Source organism: Bacillus safensis (genome assembly GCF_039619585.1).
GTDB lineage: Bacteria > Bacillota > Bacilli > Bacillales > Bacillaceae > Bacillus > Bacillus safensis.
In genome coordinates this window covers 357,000-382,391 of sequence record NZ_CP154909.1, presented here as the reverse complement: position 1 = coordinate 382,391, position 25,392 = coordinate 357,000, and the positions used below count along the sequence as shown (strand labels likewise).

Sequence of the window (25,392 nt, the reverse complement as noted above, 5' to 3'; positions counted from 1 at the left end):
TTCCTTTTTTGACAGGCAGGGCTGCCAATATGCACCCCTGCCTGAACTAAAGTTTACAAAACGGCTTCTCTATTTTTTTGATTAATTATCTTTTGGATCAGCTGGGCATTTTGAGCTGCACATTCTTTGTTTTTGAACATGTCAGCGTGCTCACCGTAGCCTTGATAATAGCGATAAGCACCGGTCGTCGCTTCTTCCCAATGATCCATCCAATCTGGAATCTCAATTTGCTCTTCTGATTGGATGAAATCAATATCTGCTTGTATCTTTCCTTGATTCACCCCCTTAACAAATGTTTCATAATAGGCCCGCGTTTTTTGAGCAAGCGCTTCTTGAACGAGCTCTTCTTGGGCAAGTTCACTTTGCTTTGATTGATGGACAATCGCTGCGATATCGTCATCGATGGATCGTCCTTCTAAATCACTTTCTCCAATTTTCTTATAGGAATCGATCATAATGACCTTTTCCACCGTCCGTCCTGCTTGTTCAAGCGATTGAACGAGCTCAAAGGCCAGATAGCAGCCGCCAGAGTAGCCCATCAAAGTCAGCGGTCCTTCAGGCTGAAGGTGCTGGATATGATGAACGTATTGCGTCATGCGGTGATCAGCTTCAATAAAGTCAAAGGCGATCAAACGAACGCTATCAAGCGTTTTGGCGGCTTCCTGATAGATAAAGCCGTAGCCAGGTAATGGCGGAAGAGCAAAGACTGTTGAAGTTTGAGATTCATTGAATACAAGATAGCCGGCAGCTTCATGATCCTGCTGTTGAATATAACGGCTGATGGCTTCAATTGTCGGCGTCTCAAACAGCAAGTGAATAGGCACCTGAACATCGAATTCCTTCGACACCTTTGATAAAAGCGACATCGCTTTTAAAGAATGTCCGCCAATCTCAAAGAAATGGTCATCTGTACTGATATCATCTCGTTCAAGCACTTCACACCACATGACAAGCAGCTTTTGTTCTACCTCATTGGCCGGAAGCTTCACATGGCGGTTTCCTTGAGGCGCCTCTGGCTTTGGCAGCTGACGTTTATCAACTTTTCCATTTGGTGTCAGCGGCATTTTCTCAAGTCTGATCAGCTCATGAGGCTGCATGTATGCCGGAAGTTTCTCCTTCAGCCCTGACTTGATCACATCCACTTTGTCCTTCCACTCATCCTCACACGTCATATAGGCAAGCAGTCTTGTATGCTGCGACGAGCCATGCTGATCCGTTATAAGGGCAGCTTGCTTTACGCCTGGATGCATGAGAAGGTGGGCTTCAATTTCTGTCAGCTCAATTCGGTGTCCGCGAATTTTCACCTGATCGTCCACTCTGCCTGCATACTCAATCAGACCGTCTGCTCGAAAATAAGCCAAATCACCCGTACGATACAGCCTTTCTCCCGCAGCAAATGGATGTGTGATAAAGGCTTCTTTTGTCAGATCAGGACGGTTCAAATATCCCTTCGCAAGTCCTTTGCCGCTGAGACAAAGTTCTCCGACCATTCCAATCGGCTGAAGCTGTCCTTGCTGGCTCAATATATAAGCACCCGTTTGGTTAATCGGCTTTCCGATTGGAATAGAATAAGCTTCGATCGGCGGAGCTTCATCTACAGAATAATAGGTGGCGAAAACCGTTGATTCAGTTGGACCGTAGACATTGATTAGTCTGCCTTTCCCCATGACATCAAAGGCTTTTCTCACATGCTGTACAGATGCACGTTCCCCTCCGAACAGCACCTTGCGCACACTGCGCATCCAATCAGTTTCTTCATCAACGAGAAGATTAAATAAAGCAGTTGGAACAAACATGACAGAAATGCTTTCTCTCTTAATCAGCTCCGTCAGTTCGTGCATATCTAAAATGGTGTCTTTTTTCGGCAGGACAAGTTTTGCTCCGTTTAAAAGTGCCCCATATACATCAAAGGTAAAGCCATCAAATACGCTGTTGGATAGCGACAGCAGTGTATCTGTTTCTGAAATGGTTAAGTAGTTCGTATTTTTGACCACCCGGGCAATATTGGAATGGGTGGTCATGATGCCTTTTGGCTGACCTGTTGTGCCTGATGTATACATGATATATGCCGTATCGTGTAAACCTGCTTCCAGCGGCAGATTCTCTGAGCTCATTAGTGAAATCTCCTGATCATCTGCAAACAGATACGTGCCATCAAACGCGAGTCCCTTCGCCTGACCAATAAAGGATGAGTGAGTCAGAAGATGCGTTGCTCCGCTGTCTTTAAGCATGTATTGAATGCGGCTTTCTGGATAATCAGGATCAATTGGCACATAGGCTGCGCCTGCTTTTAAAACAGCAAGCAGACTGACAATGAGTTCAGGCGTTCGATCGGCTAAAATGGCGATGACCGTTTGATGTTCGGCTCCATTTTTCTGCAAATGCCTTGCCAATCGATTGGCCTGTTCATTCAGCTCGGCATATGTCATCGTCTGCTCTTCTGCTGATAGCGCCACTGCATTTGGCTGTTTGCGGACATTATGCTCAAACCATTTCGATAAATACAGCTGGTCATGCTCAAGCTCAGGTGCATTCCATTCCTCAAGAATCAGCTGTTTTTCCTGTTTTGTGACGAATGGGAGTGTATGAACCGATTGATCGGGATGCTTGACCGCCTCATTGATCAATAGGCTGAGCTGTTCCTTTAACGTGTGAACAAATTGAGGATCAAACGCTCTTTGGTTAAAGGCAAGCTTCAATAGTAATTCTTCTCCAGGCGATGCGAGCAGATTGAGATCATAGTTTGATTTTTCATAGACATTCATGTCCTCCACCGTGAACCCTAACCGTGCCTCTTGCTCGTCCTTCTTTGCAGCTGGGACATTTTCAAACACGACAATATGATCAATGAGCTGCTGCTGACCTGTCTTTGCTTGAATATCATAAATCGGAATATATTGGTGCGGCTCGGCTGCAAGAGACTGCTGCTGTGTTTCTGACAGGAGCGCACGAAATGTCATGTGATCTGTCAGCTGAATTCTTCTTGGGATGACATTGATGAACAACCCAACCATCCTGTCAACGCCAGCCAAATCTGCCGGACGTCCTGACACAACTGTTCCAAACAGCACATCATTTGACCGCTGATACCTGCTCAGCAGAACCGACCAGACTGATTGAAGCGCACTGCTTAACGTCGCATTTTGCTGCAGCGCTAACTCTGATAAAGCGGCCGTTTCTTCTTTGCTCATGGACCATTCAATTTCGCCTAATTCATGTTCATTCGTCTGTTTCCGCTGCTCTTTAAAGGTCGATTGTCCATCAAACCCCGCTAATGATTGCTGCCAATATTGAAGTGATGCTTGCTTATCTTGTTTTTCCAGCCACTTTATATATTCTTTATATGGTTTGACCGGCGCTAACTTGTAAGGGACGTCATGTAAAAGTGCATGATAAATCGCAAATAACTCCTGCACCACAAGTCCAAAGCACCAGCCATCCAGAAGGATATGATGATAGCTCCATATCCAGCGATAGCTGGCAGGGCCCGTTTGGAAAACAGATGCCCGCATGAGAGAATCCTTCGAGAGGTCAAATCCTCTCAGCTGATCCTGTTGTTTGAATTTCTCTATACGTTCAAGCTGTTCGTCTTCAGAAAGATCTTGCAAGTCCACAACATCAAGTGTAAAAGGACGTTCTTTTAGTACAACTTGGACAGGGCGCTTTACTTTTTCGTGGAGAAACACGGTACGAAAAATATCGTACCGCTCCACGATGATATTCATGCTTTTCTCAAGTAAGTCATAACGCAGTGTGCCCTTAACGTTCATATCCATTTGCTCTACATAAAAGCCCTTTTCTTGATGATGGAGGGTATGAAACAGCATTCCTTCTTGCATCGGTGACAGATAATACATGTCTTGAACATGATCCCTTTTAAATTGACTCATCTATTTCATCCTCCCTTCCTTTTTTATGATTCATCTCGTGTTGTTAAGTCAATTTCTCCTCAAGCATGTCAAAAATGTCGTCCATTTCATCCATTTCAAGGTCAGCCGCAGAGAAGTCACTTGGCGTAAATTCCCGTTCTTGCTGCGCTAAGCAATGAGTGATGATGGATTGAATTTTCCCCTTCAACAATGCCATGAACTGCTGTATCGTCTGTTCTTCATATTCACGTGCACAATAGGAACAAGATAAAATGAATCGATTTTGTTGAACAAGACCACTAAGGTTCAGCTTATAAACAGCTTCCGAATCAGGGCTTGCTTGTCGTCCCATATCATAAGTCGACGGCCCAAAGAGTTCTGTCGTCACTTCCTGATCAATCTGTCCAAGATAGTTCAAGCTGATTTCAGGATGTACGTGCTGTCCTGACGGTTCAGCGGCTGTCATGTATTTTAAGATCCCGTAGCCGATTCCTTTATTTGGCACACGCCGCAGCATTTCTTTCGTTCCTTTAATAGCATCAGCTATGGTCTGATCCGGCTTCGCTTCAAGAACAACTGGATACATACTCGTAAACCAGCCAATTGTGCGAGAGACATCCAGCCCTGATAAAATATCCTCTCTACCATGACCTTCAAGCTGCACATGTACATGGGACTCACCTGTCCACTCTTGAACAGCAAGACCGAGAGCACATAAAAGAATATCGTTCATTTCCGTAGTGTACGGCAGATGAATATCGGTCAAAAGATGTTCAGTTTCTGTTTCTGTCAGCTGCATTTGAACCGATTTGGTTTCGGCAACTTTTCTTTTCGTCACTTCATGATCCACAGGTAATGCGGTTAATGGTTTGCTTTCAATTTCTGCCCAATACTCCTGCTGACTTTTTAAAGGCTGTGACTGTGCATAACGTTCAATGGCCTCTGCCCATTCTTTAAAGGAATGAGTTTTCAGCGGCAGGACAAGCTTTTGTCCCTGAACTGCCTGCTGATATAGAGACATAAAGTCCTCTAGTAAAATCCGGCATGAGACACCGTCAATGACTAAATGGTGTGTCACGATGAGTAAATGATCGCCATCTTCTGCATGGAAACAAATCACTTTCATTAACGGACCTGTTTCGAGGTTCAGCTGACGCTGATACTCATTGGCATATGTGGAAACAGCCTTTTTCACGTCGTGCTCTTTTGAGACATCATGAGAAATAATCGCCAGCGGTTCCATGAGCTCTCGCTGGTTGTATTGCAGGATGCCGCCATGTTCCTGCTTGTATACCATACGCAGTGCATCATGATGTGAAAGCAGTTTTTCCATGACTTGTTCTGTAATGGAAAGGTCAAATCCATTTGGTGCATGAAGCATCATCGAGAGATTCCAATGGTGCTGATCGCTGAATGCTCGTTCAAAGAACCAGCGTTGAATCGGTGTTAAAATGACTTCCCCTTCGACAGGTGATTGGTCGGCTGTGAGAAGATCGGCTTCTTCAATATATGGGCGAAGCTCCGCAATCGTTGGGTACTGGAATAGAAGTTTCATATCGAGCTTCCAGCCTGCTTGCGTGAGTCTGCTTGCCATTTGGATGCCTTTAATGGAATCTCCGCCAAGGAAGAAGAAGTGATCGTGGATGCCGACTTGGCTGACGCCAAGGACATCTTCCCAAATGCCGCAAAGCAGCGTTTCCACTTCATCTCTTGGTGCTTCGTATACCGTTTGGTTCGCTTCGATATCAGGTGCTGGCAATGCTTTGAGATCGATTTTTCCATTGGCCGTCATTGGAAATTGATCTAGTTTTATGATCCATGATGGCACCATGTATTCTGGTAACGTGCGTTTTAGACTTTCTTTTAAGTCCTCTGTATCGTTCTCCGTGATCACGTAAGCGGCAAGGGCGTCCTGATCACCCGCATCTTTGACCGTTGTCACGACGGCTTCTTTGACCGAATCCAGCGTCAGGAGCTGCGCTTCAATTTCTGACAGTTCAATCCGGAAGCCGCGGATGTTGACCTGATGGTCTATTCTGCCGAGATAGATCAGCTCGCCATCCTCTGTCCATTTCACTAAATCCCCTGTGCGATACATGCGCTCGCCTGGATAAAATGGATCTGGGACAAATCGTTTGTCAGTTTCCTCTGGAAGATTCCAGTAGCCTCTAGCTAGCCCTTTTCCTGCAATCACAAGCTCACCGGGTACGCCTGGCGGCGACAGGTCGTATAACGAACCCATGATGTAAAAACGTGTATTGGCAATGGCTGTTCCTATCGGAATCGTGCCTTTTTCTGGATCGATCATTCCGCTTGTCGCTACGACTGTATTTTCAGTCGGACCGTAGTTATTGACGAGTTGATATGGAACCGGCTTTACCTGTTTCAGCTTATCTCCGCCTGTTAGTAAATAACGCAGAGAATGGTTGTCCATTGACATAAACTGCTCGCATAGCTGCGTTGGCAGGAATGCAATGGTGATCCCTTTTTCATTGAAATACGCATTGAGCTTGATCATATCGAGACGAATCGCTTCGTCGATAATGTGCAGCTCTGCACCGGCGATCCACGTCGGGAACATCTCCCAAATGGAGGCGTCAAAGCCAAAGCCGGCATATTTCGCAGTTCGATCCTCGTGTGTCACTTGGAAGGCATCATTGTGCCAGAACGCAAGATTCACAAGGGACTGGTGCTCGACCATGACACCCTTCGGCTGTCCCGTAGTCCCAGAGGTGTAAATCATATAAGCGAGATCCGTTGGTTTGATATGAACCTGAATCTCGTGAGCTTCTCCTTCTACGGCATCTTCTATGAACAGCAATTGACCTGTAAAGGAAGATGGTGCAGTAAGTCCTTTTTGCATTAGAAGTACCTCTGCCCCGCAGTCTTCCAGCATGTAGGCAATACGCTGCGCTGGATAATCTGCATCAATCGGAACAAATGCCGCACCTGCCTTGAGGACACCAAGGACAGCGGCTGTCATATCAAGAGATGGGCGGGTGAGAATACCGACGCGGTCTCCTGGTTTTGTGCCGTTTGCGATAAGTCTTGAAGCGACTGTATTCGCCCGATGGTTCAGATCATCATACGTCCAGCTCGTTCCGCAGAAGACCACTGCTTTTTGGTGCGGTGCTTCTTGTGCCTTAGCCTCAATCAGGGCATGAACGGTTTGATCTAACGGGACGTCTAGGGCAGGTCCTGACCATTCATTGATCAGCTCTCGTTTTTCCTCTTCAGTTATGAGAGATAGCGCTGAAATTGGCTGATTCAGCTTAGCCAGCATATCGTCTATGATTTTTTCAATATACATGCTCCAGCGCTGAATGGTGCTCTTTTTAAACAGGGCCGCCGCATACTCAAAGCGCAAGCCCACTTGGTCATTTTCTTCAAATACACCAAGCGTTATATCAAATTTTGCATGAACGGTATCTTGCTGCTTTTGCGACAGCTTGAGTCCATTCAAATCCGGTAACGTCAGGTCACGGTCATCTGTTGTCAGCATGACACTAAACAATGGATTGCGGCTCGTGTCTTTCGGAAGATCTAACTGAGCCACCAATTCCTCAAACGGGAATTCTTGATGTTCATAGGCTGACAGGCTGCGATCTTTCATTTTTTCAAGCAGCTGCGCTGTCGTTTCTTCTGGCTGCACTTCGTTTCGAAGAGCCAGTGTATTGACAAACATGCCTGGAACCCGTTCGATCGAAGCATGCGTACGTCCTGCGGTCACAGCGCCTATGACGATATCTGTCTGCCCAGTTAATTTGGAAAGGAAAATGGCAAATGCCGTTTGCATCACCATGTTCAAGCTCACACCTTTTTCCGCCATGAGCGTTTTGATGGACTGCACCTTTTCAGCAGGCAACCATCTATCGACTCGCCCTCCTTCAAATGACTGAACTTGAGGACGCGGAAAATCAAGGGGCAGTGCTAAGTCTTCCGGCGGCTGTGCATATTGCTCCAGCCAATACTGCCGCTGTTTCTTAAGCAGCGCCTGCTGCTTTTCTTCCTGCTGCCATACCGCAAAATCCTTGTAATGCAGCTGAACTGGCGGTAACGTCTTTTTCTCATACAGCTCTGCGAGTTCTTGAATGAGCAGACTGCGTGTGACACCATCTGCAATGATATGGTGCATATCCATCATGAATACATATTTCTCATCAGAAAGTTTCGCCACTTTTGCCCTCATTAATGGTGCTTGATGTAATGAGAATGGTGTAATGAATGACTCGACGACAGACTGCTCCTGATCGCCCTCTATTTCAACAGCTTCTAATGTAAACGGCACTTGGCGATAGACTTTTTGAACGGGTACGCCGTCAATTTCTACAAAGGCTGTCCGGAGTGATTCATGTCTATCGATCAAGGCTTGAAGCGCTGCTTCCAGCTGCTTCACATCAAGGCTACCTTCCATCATTAACACGGCTGGCATATGATAAGTGACTGCTTCTGGATGCAGCTGCTGCAGGACATACATCCGTTTTTGAGCAGAAGAGACGGGATAGAAATCTTGCTTTTCCGCTGGCTGAATGGATGTCACCACCGAAGAATCTGTTTCTTCCAAGTAGGCTGCCATTGCCCGTATGGTTGGCTTTTCAAAAAGGACTTTGAGCGGCACATGCTTGTTCAGCTTCGCTTGCACCTTCGAAATGAGCACCATGCCCTTGAGGGAATGACCTCCCAATTCAAAGAAATGGTCAAGAACACCCATTTGTTCAACTCCAAGAACTTCTGACCAAATGTCACACAGCGCCCGCTCAAGTTCCGTTTCTGGTGCCACATGCGCCGTACGGTTCATATGCACCTCATGCGGAAGCGGCAGAGACTTCGAATCCACCTTTCCGTTTTGGGTGAGTGGAATGTGATCGACTTTCACAAAATACGTTGGAATCATATAATCCGGCAGTGTCTCCGCAAGATTTTCTCTAAACGTCAGTGTTCCAATGTGTTCAGGCGCTGTGTAATAGAGTGCAAGCTCCGGCAACCCGGACAGGTGCAGGACTTTTACATAGACTTCTTGAATAGATGCCAGTGCACGTGCGGCATGCTCAATTTCCTGTTTCTCAATGCGATAGCCGCGGATTTTCACTTGATCGTCGACTCGTCCAAGAAACTCAATATCTCCATTTGCATGCTGTCTGACCAAATCCCCTGTGCGATACATTCTCTCTTGAGGATCATATGGATTTTCAAGAAAACGTTCCGCTGTTAATTCAAGCTGATTCAAATATCCTCTCGACACGCCTTCTCCAGATATATAAAGCTCTCCCGGCGCGCCATAAGGGACAAGGCGCTGCTGCTGATTGCATACGAGCGCTCTTGTGTGAGCAATTGGCTGCCCGATCAAAGATCGTTCCTTCAAAGCGTCCAGCTCTTGCGTTGTGATCAGCTTGGTCACTGTACCAATGGTTGTCTCAGTCGGACCGTAATGGTTCATGACTGCCACGCATGGATGCTGCATCATAAATGTCTCAACATCCTCAGGGATCACCGGTTCTCCTCCAAGTACCACCAGGCGTAAAGCATTAAATGAATGTTCCTTAGAATCTGCCATCATATGAAATAAGGATGGTGTCATTTTGATATAAGTCAGCTCTTGTTCATCAATCAACCGCATCAGACGTACAGGGTCTGTATATACGTCTTCACGAGGAACATAGAGTGTCCCCCCTGCTTTTAAAACAGGGAAAATGCTTGTGTAACCAAGATCATATGCATAAGAAGAAAGCAGTGCCGTCCGATCACATTCCTGCAATGTCACCTCATTTATCAGCCAGCTGACATAGTGTGATAGATTACGATGCGTGAGCTGTACACCCTTCGGCTTCCCCGTTGTCCCAGATGTGTAAATCACATAAGCAAGCTGATCAACCGATACTTCCGGCAATTCTAGTGGATGGCTTTGATGAACTGCTTGTTCAACCTGCACCACTTGAATCGACTTATGATTTTGATAGGAATCTGATAGAGACTCATTTGTCACGATGACTTGTGCACCTGAATCCTCTAATGTGTAGCGGATTCGTTCAGCCGGAAAGGCTGGATCAATCGGAACAAACGCTCCTCCTGCTTTCATCACACCGAGCATAGAGACGATGACATAGACAGAGCGGTCAAGAATCAGTGCCACAGTTTGTTCTTTCTCTACGCCTCGTTTTTTAAGCTCACAGCTAAGTGCATATGACATATCCTCAAGCTCGCGGTAGGTGAGTTTTCTTTGATCATCCATGACGGCGATAGCATCCGGTGTTTCCTTCGCCTGACGCGAAAATTGGACATGGAATGGCTCATGACGATTCGTTTGCCCTTCGCCTTTTTTCTCCAAACGTTCTATTTGTTCATGCTGATCCAGTATATGGAGCAAGCCGATCTGTTCCTCTGGATGACGAACCGCCTCACGAATAATCGCCAGGAAGTGAGTTCCGAACCGGCGGACGGTCTCTTCTTTAAATAACGCCGCTGCATAGTCAAAGCTCAGCTTTAATGCTCCCTCGCGTTCAAATGCTTCTAAAGATAGATCAAATTTGACCGAGTGATGCTGAATGGCATAAGGCGAAATGTGCAGATCGCCGAGCTTTAGCGCCGGTACCTCCATGTTCTGCATGTTAAATGACACGCTAAAAAGCGGGCTCCGAGTTGTATCACGGTCTAATGGAAGATGTGCAATTAACTCTTCGAGCGGATAGCTTTGATGTGCAAAAGCGTCAACACTTGTTTCTTTTATTTCTTCAAGCAGCTGTAAAAATGTTTTGGTTTGTTCTGGTTTTCCGCGCATCGCAATGGTGTTGATAAACATCCCCGGCATGTCCTGGATATCAGGGTGTGTCCGTCCAGCAACAGGCGAACCCACAATGATATCTTCCTGCCCGCTATAGGAGGCAAGAAGCACTTGAAAGGCAGATAACAAGAACATATACATGGTCGTATCGGTTTTCTGAAGCAGTTCATGAATGCGCTGAGTCGTTGCTTGATCACAGCCAAACATGAATCGTTCTCCAGTAAAATCACGTTCCGCTGGACGCGGATAATCAGTTGGCAGCTCTAAAACCGGTAAATCTCCTTCAAATTGCTTCAGCCAATACGCTTCATGCTCCTTCTGTTTCTCCGTTTCTTCTTCACTTAGCTGCCAGACAGCGTAATCTTTATAATGAAGGACTCGTTCAGCAAGAGCTTCTCCATCGTAGGCCTTCGCCAAATCTTGAATGAATGTCTTCATGGAGCTGCCATCTGTAATGAGATGATGTGCTTCCAAGACGAGAAGATGACGGTTCTCACTGACCTTCAGCAACTGAGCTCGCAAAAGGGGTGCTGCAGTTAAATCAAATGGCGATTGACGTTCAGCAAGAAATGCCTCCGCCTCTTCTTCCTTGATGTCATGAACAGGAAGGTCAAATTCAGTCCATTCATGCACCCTTTGGACAATGTCTTCCCCGTTCATATGAAAGCTCGTTCTTAAGATTTCATGTGTTTGGATTAACTGATTAAATGCTGATTTGAGCCGCTGATATTCGAGTGTTCCTTCAAGCGTTAAGACGATCGGAATATGATAATTCGTGCTGTCAGGTTCAAGTGTCTGCAAAATATATAAACGGCGCTGAGCTGGTGATACCGGATATTCGTCCGCCTGCTCTGCTGGCAAAATAGGATGTCCGGCTTCTTCTTGACTATCCTGATCGATGTAAGCCGCTAATGAACGAATCGTCGGCTTCTCGAAAATCACTTGAATCGGCACTTCCTTTTGAAGCACTTCTTGAACCTTCGCAGACATCATCATCGCTTTGAGCGAGTGCCCGCCAGCCATGAAGAAATGCTCGTCTACCCCAACCGTTTTCCCAAGAAGCTCCTCCCAAATGTCAGCGAGTGCCTTTTCTGTCTCAGTCTCAGGCAGAATGATTTTGATTTCCTCGCGATGCACATCGTCAGGCTTCGGTAAAGCTTTTCGATCTACCTTCCCGTTCGATGTCAGTGCAAAGGTATCCAGCTTCATCACATGGTGCGGCACCATATAAGCTGGCAGTTTTTGATTGAATACATCTCGTACCTCTTCTTCTGTCAGTGACCCTGTGAAGTAAGCGATGATTTCCTTTTCATCTGAAGAAAGCTGCTGAACAAGTACAACTGCTTCATCTACCCCCGCTTCTTGGTGAAGCACTGATTCAATTTCACCAAGCTCAATACGGAAGCCACGAATTTTCACCTGATCATCGGCACGGCCGAGGAATTCAATCTGACCATCTGCACCATATCTAGCCAAGTCCCCCGTTCGATACATCCGTCCTGACGGCTTAAAAGGATCTGCCATGAATACTTGATCAGTCAAATCTGGACGTTTGATGTACCCTCTTGAAACACCATCTCCGCCCACATACAGCTCTCCTGGCGCTCCAATCGGCTGCAGTCTTTGATAGTCATCTAAAATATAAGCTGACGTATGATTGATCGGCTGACCAATTGGGATCGGACCCGTTTCATCTCCTCTTACTTCGTAAATGGTCGAGATGGTTGTATTTTCAGTTGGGCCATAGACATTCAGCAAGGTAATTGACGGATGCTGCTTTTTCACAAGCTCCGCACTTTTCACATTGATCACATCACCGCCGGTGAATAATGTTTTTAACCCTTTGAACATTTGCGGCCGCTGCTGAGCGAGCTGATTAAATAAACCAGTCGTTAAAAAGAGCGCTGTGATCTGATGTGTTTGGATAAATTGTTCGAACCGGTGAATATCCAATAAAGTATCACGGTCAACAGGATAAAGCGTCGCCCCATTCAGAAGCGTAGTGAAGATTTCAAGGGTAATCGCATCAAAGCTGACAGCTCCTGTATGCGCCATACGATCCGACGTGTTCAAGCCTATTTTTTCCTGAGAGCATGCTAACCTCACAATATGCTGATGCTCAATTTGAACTCCTTTTGGCCGTCCAGTTGATCCCGATGTGAACATGATATATGCCAATTGAGATGGAGACGTCTCGACTGATAACTCCGCTTGTGAGTGATGAGACAAGCCGGTCACACAAACAGCTTTGATGCTTTCATCAACTGGCGGCTGGCTGTCAGCATAGAGCAAAATGGATACATCGCTGTCTTCAAGCATCCAACGGATTCTCTCCTCAGGCTGAGCAGGATCAATCGGTACATAAGCAGCCCCTGCATGTAAAATGGCCAAAATAGAGATCACCGCATCTGCTGACCGGTTCATATATACCGCCACAGCATCCCCCGGCTGAACGCCGTTTTTAACAAGACTGCTGGCTAAACGACGGATTTCCTGTCCAAGCTCTTCGTATGTGAATGTTCGCTCGCCTTCGACTAATGCCGGATGGTCAGGCTGCGCTTTGATACGTTCATCGAGCAGCTCAGGAATGGACAGATGCTTCGGATAATCTCGCTCCGTCTGGTTCCATGCTTCAATTTGCTGCTTTTCTTCTTCTGTAATACATGTCACTTCATGAAGACGTACGTCAGGATTGTGAATGATTTGCTTCATGAGGTTGGTCAGATGTTTGGATATGTTTTCAATGACCTTTTCTTCAAAAGCCATCGCATTGTATTTGAATGTCAATGTCCACGTTTCACCCGGATAGACAAGAACATTGAGATCGAAATTCGTTTGTTCAAATCCGTCCTTTACATCAATGGCAAAACCGAGACGTGCAGACATGGTGTCACCAGACAGCTCTTGATCTAAAGGATAGTTTTCAAATCCAACCAAATGATCAAAGAGCTTTCCTCCAGCAGCTGTTTTCTGCTGAATGTCATAAAGCGGCATAAAATCATAGTTTTCCGCTTCCAATGCATGCTGCTGAACCGTTTGAAACAGCTGTTTAAAGGTCTGCTCCTGATCCAATGTCACCCGAACAGGTATCGTATTGATAAACAGCCCTGCCATCCGCTCAATCCCAGACACACTTGGAGGTCTGCCTGATACGACTGTTCCGAATGTGACATCATCTGCTGCATGATAGGTGCCTAAAAGAACGGACCAGACAGCCTGAAAAAGGTTCGGTGCTGTCACTTGGCATTGTCTTGCCGCATCTTGAATGGCTTGTACCGTTTGAGCGTCCCATGTAAACGTCCATTCCCGATGATCATATTGTCCGTTCGCTTCTTTTTGCTGCAGCAGCCCTTGGTGCTGAACAGCACCATCCAGCCGCTCCTTCCAATAGTCTTCCGCTTCTTGTTTGTTTTGCTTTCCAAGCCACTGGATATAGTCCGCATAAGGCTTACCTTGTGAGCGATCCGGTGTTCGGCCGTTCCGATAAGATTCATAGTAATGAAACAGTTTTTTCATCAACACACCCATGGACCAACCATCCATAATAATGTGATGGTTGCTCCAAATCAGGTGCCAGTTTGTTTCATTTAATTGAAAAACAGCGACTTTCAACAACAGATCATTCGTTAAGTGAAATCCTTGCTTTCTCACTTGCTTTTTATATTGATCCAATACCTTTTTCTGCTCTTGATGATTCAGATGAGATAGATCTTCTCTATACACATCTATATGACGTTCAGCCAGTACAACCTGACGAGGCTTTTGTAATTGCTGATAAACAAAGGCTGTACGCAGAATGTCATATGTCCGTACGAGTTCATTGAGACTCTTTTCAAAAAGATCGAGATCAAAATCTCCGCTTATTCCAAGCTCAAGCTGTGTGAAATAAGAGGAGGAATTAGGGTCTAGCATGGCATGATACAGCATGCCCTCTTGCATTGGTGTTAAAGGATATACCTTTTGAATTTTCTGCTTGCTCATAAGTCCACCTCTTCATTTTTGCTTAAAATAGATCCATTAGCTTTTCAAGTTCGTCCATGGTGAGATCCTCATCCCCCACATCACTAGGTGTGATCTGACTCTCATCCTGTGATAGACAATGTGAGATCAGTGCCTTCACATTCTTTTCTAAGAGTTCCTTGAACTGTTCGATCGTACGTTCTTCGAATTCAAGGTGATGATAGGAAATCGTCACATGGAGCATTGCTTGTTCTACGAAACCAACAATATCCAGCGCATGAGGTTTCTCAGATTCAGGGCTCAGCGATTGTCCTGCATGCCATGGAGAACGCCTCAATTCACCGCCGCCGATCTGTTCATCAAACTGACCAAGATAGTTAAAGCTGATATCTGGTGTGACTTGAAAATCGATATCGTCCTTCATCTTGTCAGGTGTTAAGTATTTTAAAACGCCATAGCCGATGCCCTTGTTCGGAATGTGTCTGAGTTCCTCTTTTAAATACTTGATCTGATAAGAAAGATCGTCTGCATGCGACATATCCAATAACACAGGATACATACTAGTAAACCAGCCGATGGTCCGTGATACATTGACTGCAGGAAGGATGTCCTCTCTCCCGTGTCCTTCAAGATGAATAAAGTGCCTGTCTTCACCTGTCCACTCTTTCATGGACAACCCTAATGCCGTCAGCAAAATATCATTGATTTCTGTTTGATAGGCTTCATGTACATCCGTCAACAGACTGCGTGTTTCCTCTTCAGACAATGTAAAACGAATGGTATGTGTATGAAGCATTCGTTGATCCTCCGTGACATGATCCTTTTGAAGTGGAGGAACGGAATGCGCAAGCACCTTTTTCCAATAATCTCTTTCCGATAGCAGCTCATCTGACACAGCGTATTCAGTCAGCTTCTGGGCATATTCTTGGAAGGAGTGTGTTTTTTCAGGAAGGGTAAGAGTTTCCCCGCGCTTCGACTGTTCATAAAGAGCCATGAAATCTTCAAGGAAAATGCGCCATGACACACCATCAATGACAAGATGGTGTACAGCCAGCAATAAATGATCCCCTTGATCCGTTCGGAAAATGGCAGGTCTCACTAAAGGCCCGTCTGCTAGCGGTATACTCGCCTGCACTTCATTTGCCAGCTTTTCTACCTGCTGAATTTGCTGTGACAGCTCTCCTGTTACTTCCACCACATCAATTGCCACATTATTTTCCTCGATTCCTCGATGACGCTGGATGACGCGCCCTTCTTCGAGCGGATACACCATTCGCAAGGCATCATGATGAATCATGAGCTGTTCCAGTACTTGCTGAACGTTTTTCTCATTTAAACCATTTGGCGCATGAAGCATCATCGATTGGTTCCAGTGATGCTGATTCGTAAAGTTTCGTTCAAAGAACCAGCGCTGAATCGGTGTTAAAATGGCTTCTCCTTCGACAGGTGATTGGTCTGCTGTCATTTGATCAGCTTCCTCGATATATGGGCGCAGCTCCGCAATCGTTGGGTACTGGAATAGAAGTTTCATATCGAGCTTCCAGCCTGCTTGCGTGAGTCTGCTTGCCATTTGGATGCCTTTAATCGAATCTCCGCCAAGGAAGAAGAAGTGATCGTGAATGCCGACTTGGCTGACGCCAAGGACATCTTCCCAAATGCCGCAAAGCAGTGTTTCCACTTCGTCTCTTGGTGCTTCGTATACCGTTTGATTCGCTTCGATATCAGGTGCTGGCAATGCTTTGAGATCGATTTTTCCATTGGCCGTCATTGGAAATTGATCTAGTTTTATGATCCATGATGGCACCATGTATTCTGGTAACGTGCGTTTTAGGCTTTCTTTTAAGTCCTCTGTATCTGTATCGTTCTCCGTGATCACATAAGCGGCAAGGGCGTCTTGATCACTTGCATCTTTGACCGTTGTCACGACGGCTTCTTTGACCGAATCCAGCGTCAGGAGCTGCGCTTCAATTTCTGACAGTTCAATCCGGAAGCCGCGGATATTGACCTGATGGTCTATTCTGCCGAGATAGATCAGCTCACCATCCTCTGTCCATTTCACTAAATCGCCTGTGCGGTACATGCGCTCGCCTGGATAAAATGGATCTGGGACAAATCGTTTGTCGGTTTCTTCCGGAAGATTCCAGTAGCCTCTTGCCAGTCCTTTTCCTGCAATGACGAGCTCACCGGGTACGCCTGGCGGCGACAGGTCGTATAAAGAACCCATGATGTAAAAACGTGTATTGGCAATCGCTGTTCCAATCGGAATCGTGCCTTGTTCTGGATCGATGACTCCGCTTGTCGCTACGACTGTATTTTCAGTCGGACCATAGTTATTCACGAGTTTGTATGGAACAGGCTTTACCTGTTTCAGCTTATCTCCGCCTGTTAGTAAATAACGCAGAGAATGGTTGTCCATTGACATAAACTGCTCGCATAGCTGGGTCGGCAGGAAGGCAATGGTGATGCCTTTTTCATTGAAATAAGCATTGAGCTTGATCATATCGAGGCGAATCGCTTCGTCGATAATGTGCAGCTCTGCGCCGGCGATCCACGTCGGGAACATCTCCCAAATGGAGGCGTCAAAGCCAAAGCCGGCATATTTCGCAGTTCGATCGTCTTTCGTCACTTGGAACGCATCATTGTGCCAAAATGCAAGATTCACAAGGGACTGGTGCTCAACCATGACACCCTTCGGCTGTCCCGTCGTCCCAGAGGTGTAAATCATATAAGCGAGATCCGTTGGTTTGACATGAACCTGAATCTCGTGAGCTTCTCCTTCTACCGCATCTTCTATGAACAACACATGACCTGTAAATGAAGGTGGTGCAGTGAGTCCTTTTTGCATTAGAAGTACCTCTGCCCCGCAGTCTTCCAGCATGTAGGCAATGCGCTGCGCTGGATAGTCTGCATCAATTGGAACGAATGCCGCACCTGCCTTGAGGACGCCAAGGACAGCGGCTGTCATGTCAAGAGAAGGACGGGTGAGAATACCGACGCGGTCTCCTGGTTTTGTGCCGTTTGCGATAAGTCTTGAAGCGACTACATTCGCCCGGCTGTTCAGCTCTTTATACGTCCAGCTCGTTCCGCAGAAGGTTGCCGCTTTTTGGTGCGGCGCTTCTTGTGCCTTAGCCTCAATCAGGGCATGAACGGTTTGATTTGATGGGACGTCTAGGATAGGTCCTGACCATTCGTTCAGCTGTTTTTGCTGCTGCTGTGGTGACAATAATCGCATTTGATCTAACGATTGATCTGGTGCTGACACCATTTGTTCCAGCAAATGAAGGAAATATTCTTTCCACTTTTCAATTGACGTCTTTTGAAAGATAGAACAATTAAAATCAAACACGAGCTCAATTTGATCTGCGGATTCGTTTCCAGTTAAGGTCAAATCAAATTTGGCATTCTTCTCTTCGAATGGCTGTGGAACAATGTGAAGCCCATCCATTGATAAATCGCGAATATCCGCATTTTCCATTGAGAATACCACGTCAAAAATTGGATGGCGGCTTGTATCTCGAACCGTTTGCACCTGATCTACCAATTCTTCAAATGGGTACAGCTGATGCTCGTTTGCCTCTAACACAAGCTGATGCACATTTGACGCAAATTCAGCAGCTGTCTGATGTCCTGCTGGTCTTGTTCTAAGTGCCAGCGTGTTCACAAACATGCCGATCACAGATTGAATATCAGGATGGGTTCTGCCAACAACCGGAGAACCAATGATGATATCCTCTTGTCTTGAAAGCTTGCTTAAAAGAATACTGTAGCCAGCAAGCAGGACTGTATAGGTCGTACTGTTGAGCGCTCTAACGAGTTCGTCCAATTTCGCTTTAAGCGAACCTTCGATTGTAAATGAGACACGATCTCCTGCGAATGTTTGCACTTTTGGCCTTGGCAGGTCTTCCGGCAGTGCCAGTACAGGCAGTTCCCCTTCTAATTGATCCAGCCAGAATGCCTCTTCAGCTGCTTTTTGCGCAGCAGATGCCTCACTTTTTGACCAAACTGCATAATCCTTATATTGAACAGGTAATTCCTCTAGTTTGTCTCCCCGATACAAGGCTGATAGCTCCTCAATTAAAATGCCAACAGACGCACCATCTGAAATGATATGATGCATATCAATCAGTAAATAATGGACATTTACGGAAACGGAAACTAGCCCTATTCTGAGTAAAGGCGCTTTTTCTACATCAAATGGCCTGATAAAGTCATTCATTAATTCCTGTATGTCTCGGCCGTTCTGTTCAATTTTTTCAATGTCTATAGAGACATTTGTTTCAATCCGTTGAACAGGTTCATTCTCAACAAAATCAAAGCTCGTTCGGAAAGCTTCATGACGTTGGACTAGCTGATCAATTGCCTTTTCAAATCGTTTTTCATCAAAGGCGCCTTCTAGCTTTAAGGCAGCCGGCATATGATAGCTTTGCTCCGCATCAGTCATTTTCTCCAAAACAAACAGTCTTTTCTGAGCAGATGTCACTGGATAATAGGCCGCCTCTTTGGCAACTTCTACTCGCTTGATCTCCGTTTGATCCGCTTGATCAACCGCAAGGGCGAACGCTTCTAATGTTGGGGATTCAAATAAAGACTTCAAAGTGAGCTCCACCTGCATCTCTTCATACAGCCTGTTCAGCATTTTCATGCCGCGCAGCGAATGGCCTCCGCATTCAAAGAAATGATCATGCCTGCCGATTCGCGGCACTTCAAGAACTTCCTCCCAAATGTTCGCCAGCAGACGCTCTGTTTCTGTTTGAGGAGAGGTGTATTCATTTGCCCCCTGCTCACTGAGATCAGGTGCCGGCAGCGCCCGCCTATCGATCTTGCCATTATTCGTCAAAGGAAGCTCGTCTAATTGCATGAAAAATGCCGGCATCATATATACAGGCAGTTCACGTCCTGCTTGCTCGCGCAAATCAGTTAATGAGACAGATCCTTCTGCTGTGAAATACGCACATAACGTGTCATTCGGAGCAGCAATGACGACAGCTTCCTTCACCTGAGGATGCCGCAGCAGCTGGTGTTCAATTTCCCCAAGCTCGATACGCTGTCCGCGAATCTTCACTTGATGATCGATCCGTCCAATGAATTCAATATCTCCATTTGACAGCCAGCGTGCAAGATCGCCCGTTTTATAAATGGTTTCTTCAGGGCGGAAAGGATTGTTGACAAACTTTTCGCTTGTTAGTTCTGGCTGCTTATAATATCCTTTCACCAGTCCATCACCAGCGACACATAGCTCTCCCGCCACACCCGGCGGCTGAACATGTCCAAACTCATCTACAATATAAACAGCCGTTTGACTCACTGGCTTTCCGATTGGGATGGATAACGCCTGCTTCTCAATGTGATTCACAGGATAATATGTGGTGAAAATTGTGCTCTCAGAAGGTCCGTACATATGAACAAGCTTGTCTTTCCCAACTGTCTCAAGTGCAGTCACTACATGAGGCACAGAAGCACGTTCTCCGCCAAACAGCACTTTTCTTACGTTTTTCAGGCTGTCTTTTTTCATATCGATGAGTAAGTGAAAAAGAGCTGTCGTGATCATTAAAATACTGACTTTTTCCTTCTCAATCGCTCCAGAAAGCTCATTCATGTTTAAAATATGATCCTTTGGCAGAACAATGAGTTTCGCTCCGTTTAATAGAGCACCAAACACATCAAACATAAAGGCATCAAATACATAGTTTGAGAGGCTCATCACTGTGTCTTCAGGATGAATGGTGAGATAATTCGATTGCTTCACCGTTCTCAATATGTTCCGGTGTGTCACCATATTTCCTTTAGGCTTACCGGTTGTACCAGATGTATAGGTCAAATTCGCTAAGTCCTCAGGTGAAATATGAACATCTATAGGGCTGTCTGACTGCTGAGCAATCGCTTGATCTTCTGTTTCTATGATGGTTCCCTCAAATGCAGTGAGCACCGAGCGATGGCGCAGCACTTGATGTGTCAGTAAGAATTGTGCACCGCTGTCTGTTAAAAAGTGCTTCACGCGCTCATCAGGGAAATCGGGGTCAATTGGTACATAGACACCGCCAGCCTTAAGCACAGCCAAAACAGAGAGCACCATTTCATTGGAACGTTCAAAGAATAAGGCCGCTTTCATTCCTTTTTCAAAACCATTTTCACGCAAATAATGAGCCAGCTGATTCACTCGGTCATTCAGCTCTTGATAAGAAAGAACCACATCTTCACATTGCAATGCAGGCTGATGACCATGCTGCTGCACCTGTTTTTCAAACTGCGTCACAATGGTCTCTTCCGCTGGATAAGGCGAAGGTAACGGATTCCACCTATTTAACTGAGCTTCTGCTTCTTGTTCAGACAGTAATCGATAGGATCGAATAGCTTCCTGCGGCGCTTGAACCATCTGCTCCAGCAGATAAACATAATGTTTCATCATCTGCTCTGCCGTACTTCGTTTAAATAGCGCCGTACTGTAATCAAGTACAAAGGATAAACCTTGATCTGACCCCATCGCTTGCAGTGTTAAATCAAATTTCGCAATATGGAAATTGGTTTCTTCAACCTCGACCAGCATGTCTCCAATATGCTGAGCTGCTCCATGATCCGGCGCGAGTGTAAAGACGGTGTCAAACAATGGATGACGGCTAAAATCTCTTGGCACATTCAGCTTTTCAAGCAGCCGTTCAAATGGATATTGCTGATGCTCAAATGCCTGCATCGTCTTTTCCTTTACTTGCTCAATCAGCTGAGACATGGTTCCATTCGGATCTACCTCCGACCGCAAAGCAAGTGTCTGGACAAACATACCGATCATGTCATTCAAATCTGTATGCACACGCCCTGCCGCCGGTGTTCCGACCACGAATTCCTTTTGACCCGTATATTTCGCAAGCAGTGTATAGTAAGCAGAAAGCAAGACCGTATACAGTGTCGTGTGATGGTTTGCTGCAAGCTCCTGTAATTGATTCTTTAACGCTTCATCTATTTCTTTGATGACACGATCACCTGCGAAAGACTGGACAGCTGGACGCTGATAATCAGTCAGCAGCTGTAAAGCCGGAATATCACCCGAAAATTCTTGCAGCCAAAATGCCTCTTCTTTTTGAAAGCCTTGGTGCTGTTGCCAAACAGCATAATCTTGATATTGAAGCTTCAATGGTGCTTTAACCGATCCCTCGTAAGCATCTGACAGCTCACGCAGCATCAAATCGATCGAAAGACCATCTGAAATCAAATGATGCATATCGAAAAAGAGCAAATGCTCCTGATCATGCAATGACTGCAAACCAATTCGAAGAAGCGGTGCACACTCAAGATCAAAAGGTCTGACAAATTGCTGCATGTTTTCTTCCACCGTACCGCCTGTCAGCTGTTCTATTTGAAAGGACACTGATGAAACAATCCGCTGACGAGGAACACCTTTTATCGTATGAAAAGAAGTACGCAGCATATCGTGACGTGAGATCAGCCTGTCAAAGGCTTCAGTCAGCTTCTCAAGCTGCAGAGTTCCTTTTAACCTCACAACAGCAGGCATATGATATGCAGTGCTTTGCTCCAATTGACTCACCATATAGACGCGCTGCTGTGGAGGCGACAATGGATAATGATCAGCAGCCGGCGCTTTTGGTATCACCGTTTCAGAAGACCTTTCTGCTTGCTCAATATAAGCAGCTAGAGCAGCAATTGTCTGCTGTTCAAATAAAACGGAGAGCGGCACCTCCACTTCAAAGTCTCGCTGAACCTTGGTAAGTACGGTCATCGCTTTGAGCGAATGCCCGCCTCGATCGAAGAAAGAATCATACACACCGATCTTCTCTTGATCTAGAATGTCTTCCCACAAATGAACAAGCTTCGTTTCTATATCGTTTCTAGGTGCCGTATAAACAGCATGTACCGCTCTATCACCTTTTAATGCAGCAAGTGCACGACGGTCGACTTTGCCGCTGACTGTGAGTGGAAAAGCATCGAGCTGTTTGAAATAAAGAGGCATCATGTACGCTGGAAGCTGATGTTTGATAGCCGCTTGCAGCATGTCAACAGACACACCTTCATGACGAGCTTGATAATAAGCACTTAACGCCTTTTCTCCATCCGCTTCGTCAACCACTAGCACGACAGCCTTATCAACTCCATCTACCTGCTCCATCACAGCTTCAATCTCGCCTGTTTCTATCCGGTAACCCCTTATTTTCACTTGATCGTCCATTCTGCCAAGATAATCAATCGTGCCATCCGGAAGCCATCTGACTAGATCCCCCGTTCGATACATCCGCTCATGCGGAGAAAACGGGTCTGCTGTGAATACCTTCTCCGTCAATTCAGGCTGATTCACATAGCCTCGCCCAACACCTATACCGGCAATGCACAGTTCTCCTGCTGCCCCATGCAGCTGTAATTGATCATATTCATTTAAAATATAAATACGATGATGACCAAGCGGTTTTCCAATCGTCACATAGCGCTGTTCAGTGGATTCGCTCAGCTCACTGAGATCTAGACGATGCACCGCCGCATCCACACACGTCTCAGTTGGACCATACACATTCCACAGAGTAAAATCAGGCTGACTCATACGAACTGCTTCAATGAGTGAACGTGCTGCTTTCGCAGGCAGCGCTTCTCCCCCAATCAACATGTGCGTCAATGACAGCCCGTCCAAATCCGCAGCAAGTAAAAGCTGCACATGCGCCGGTGTTCCATCTGCCGCTTCAATTTGATGTTTTCTGTAATAAGCCGCTAGCTGCATGCCATTTCTCGTCGTTTCTCGCGGGATGATATGAAGCGTATGTCCAAATAAAAGGGCAGCAAAGATTTGTTTGACCGATGCATCGAAATGGAATGGGGCTAGAAGCGCCATTTGTAGCTCATTCGCCCCTTGATAAATCTCATGATGCAAAGCATGGACCAAATGATGAAGCTGAAGATGCTCAATCATGACGCCCTTCGGCTTTCCAGTTGTACCCGATGTATAAATCATGTAGGCTAAATCATCCGGCGCCGTCTGATCTACAAGCTCAGGCAGCCGGCCATCATCTAATAATATTTGCTGCTGCACGATCAATTTTTCCGAAAGGGCTGGGTAATCTTGAATGAACGATTCCTCTGTTAACACAATAGAAGCACCTGAATCCTCCACAATAAATTGAATGCGCTCCTCAGGTAATGCCGGATCAATTGGTACATATGCCCCGCCAGCCTTTAGTATGCCGAAGACTGCTGCCATGGCATCTGTCTTCCGCTCCATCAAAACAGCAACAGGCACATCACGTGAGATACCTTTCATTTGTAAAAAACGTGCCAGCTTTTCTGCCTGTTGTTGCAGCTCTCCATAAGTAATTGTTCCATTTTCTGCTACAACGGCTGTCCGGTCTGCATATTTGTTGGCTGTCTCATCAAACATGTGATGAACCGGTTTTGCTGCTGGCCTTTCAAACGATTCTCCTTCAGATAATTGCAGCAGCTCCTTATGTTCACCTGCTGAAAGTAAAGGCAGTGTCCCGATCAGCTGATCAGGCTGAGAGACGGCCGCTTCTAGTAATATCAAGAATCGATCAAACATCTTACTCATTTCTTCTTCTGTGAATACATCTGTACGGTAATCCAAATCAATGGTCAATGTATCAGTATCCCAGCGGTCTTTCACATGTATTGAAATATCATTCATTCCGCTCCCGCTAAAAATCGGTTCAGTAATGAACGACAGATTCTCTTTTTTCTGCCACTGCATCACCTGATACTCTAAAGAAATATCAAAAAGGCGTCCTGTAAACCCTTCTCTTTCCCGCAAATCATTCATGAGCAAATTGTAAGGGTACTTTTGGTGTCGCAAGATCTTCATTTGATCTGCCATGACCTTCTTTACGAAATCAAGAAACGATTGCGATCCTTGAACAGATGCACGCATTGGAATCGTGGATACAAACATCCCAATCATCTTTTTTTCTTTGGCATTCGTCCGGTTGCCCATAAAGGTTCCAAGAACGACATCCTCCATACCGCTAAAGCGATGTAAGTAAATATAGACAGTGGACATAAACATCGAAAGCATACTGACTTTCTGTTCTTCACAAAAAACACGAAGCTTCTCCTTTAAAGAATCTGGAACATCCCCTGAAAATCGCTCCGCATGCAAACTCATCTCGTATCCCTTATGCGGTTTTAAAGATGCGAAGTCTGGAATATGAGCAAATTGCTCATTCCAAAAAGCTTGGTCTTTTTGAAAACGTTTAGAAGATTCATAGGTCTGCTCACTCATGATGTGATCAACGAAGGAAATCTCCTCAACTGGCGAGATGTCTACTCCTTGCAGCATGTCATGATATAAGTCAATAATGCGATTTCCCATTAAAATGATGGAAATACCATCCGCGACAATATGATGTGCTTTACAGAACAGCCAGCACTCTTGATCACTGATTTGAAACACCGTAAATTCAATCAAAGGGCTGTCAATCAATGGCATCGGCTCACGAATCTGCTCGTTTGCCCAAACCCTTACTTCCTCTTCACTCCAGCCCTTTTCCATGCGAATCGGCTGTTTTTCATAAGGTTTGATATATTGAACAGGCTCCTCCTTTTCATCTCGATACACGAGCCTCAGCCGAAGAGAGTCAGTTTGTCGAATGTACGCTTGAAGCACATCGACGACCAAAGAAGGATCGAGACCAGATGCTGATCTCAACCTGGCGAATCCACCCAAATTAGAAATACTTGTACCTGGATAAAATCTTTCCGTGTAGAATACTCGCTTTTGCGCATGTGTTAAGGGGTAATAAACTGTATTCATTCTCATCCTCCGCCTCTTCTATGTTTTCT

At 45.8% G+C, this 25,392-nt stretch carries 3 protein-coding genes; all 3 read right to left on the bottom strand.

Translation table 11 applies throughout. The annotated features are described in order from the left end of the window. Positions 1 to 53: 53 nt before the first annotated feature. Genes AAYR28_RS01910 through AAYR28_RS01900 form a run of 3 tightly spaced genes read right to left on the bottom strand, consistent with a single transcriptional unit; the run spans position 54 to position 25,363 of the window. The gene (locus AAYR28_RS01910) at positions 54 to 3,890 is read right to left on the bottom strand and encodes a non-ribosomal peptide synthetase (RefSeq protein ID WP_120208413.1); all 3,837 of its coding nucleotides are present in this window, start codon (positions 3,888 to 3,890) and stop codon (positions 54 to 56) included. A gap of 43 nt (positions 3,891 to 3,933) precedes the next feature. Continuing rightward, positions 3,934 to 14,628 (bottom strand): non-ribosomal peptide synthetase, encoded by a 10,695-nt coding sequence (locus AAYR28_RS01905; protein WP_267527880.1) that lies wholly within the window; start codon positions 14,626 to 14,628, stop codon positions 3,934 to 3,936. Positions 14,629 to 14,650: 22 nt separating this feature from the next. Further along, positions 14,651 to 25,363 carry an amino acid adenylation domain-containing protein gene (locus AAYR28_RS01900; RefSeq protein WP_345808916.1) on the bottom strand — a complete coding sequence of 3,571 codons (10,713 nt, stop codon included), beginning with the start codon at positions 25,361 to 25,363 and terminating at the stop codon, positions 14,651 to 14,653. Between the last annotated feature and the right edge of the window lie 29 nt (positions 25,364 to 25,392).

Coding starts and splice junctions, on each gene's coding strand:
- AAYR28_RS01900 (WP_345808916.1), bottom strand. CDS start 25,363: ATGAATACAGTTTATTACCCCTTAACACATGCGCAAAAGCGAGTATTC.
- AAYR28_RS01910 (WP_120208413.1), bottom strand. CDS start 3,890: ATGAGTCAATTTAAAAGGGATCATGTTCAAGACATGTATTATCTGTCA.
- AAYR28_RS01905 (WP_267527880.1), bottom strand. CDS start 14,628: ATGAGCAAGCAGAAAATTCAAAAGGTATATCCTTTAACACCAATGCAA.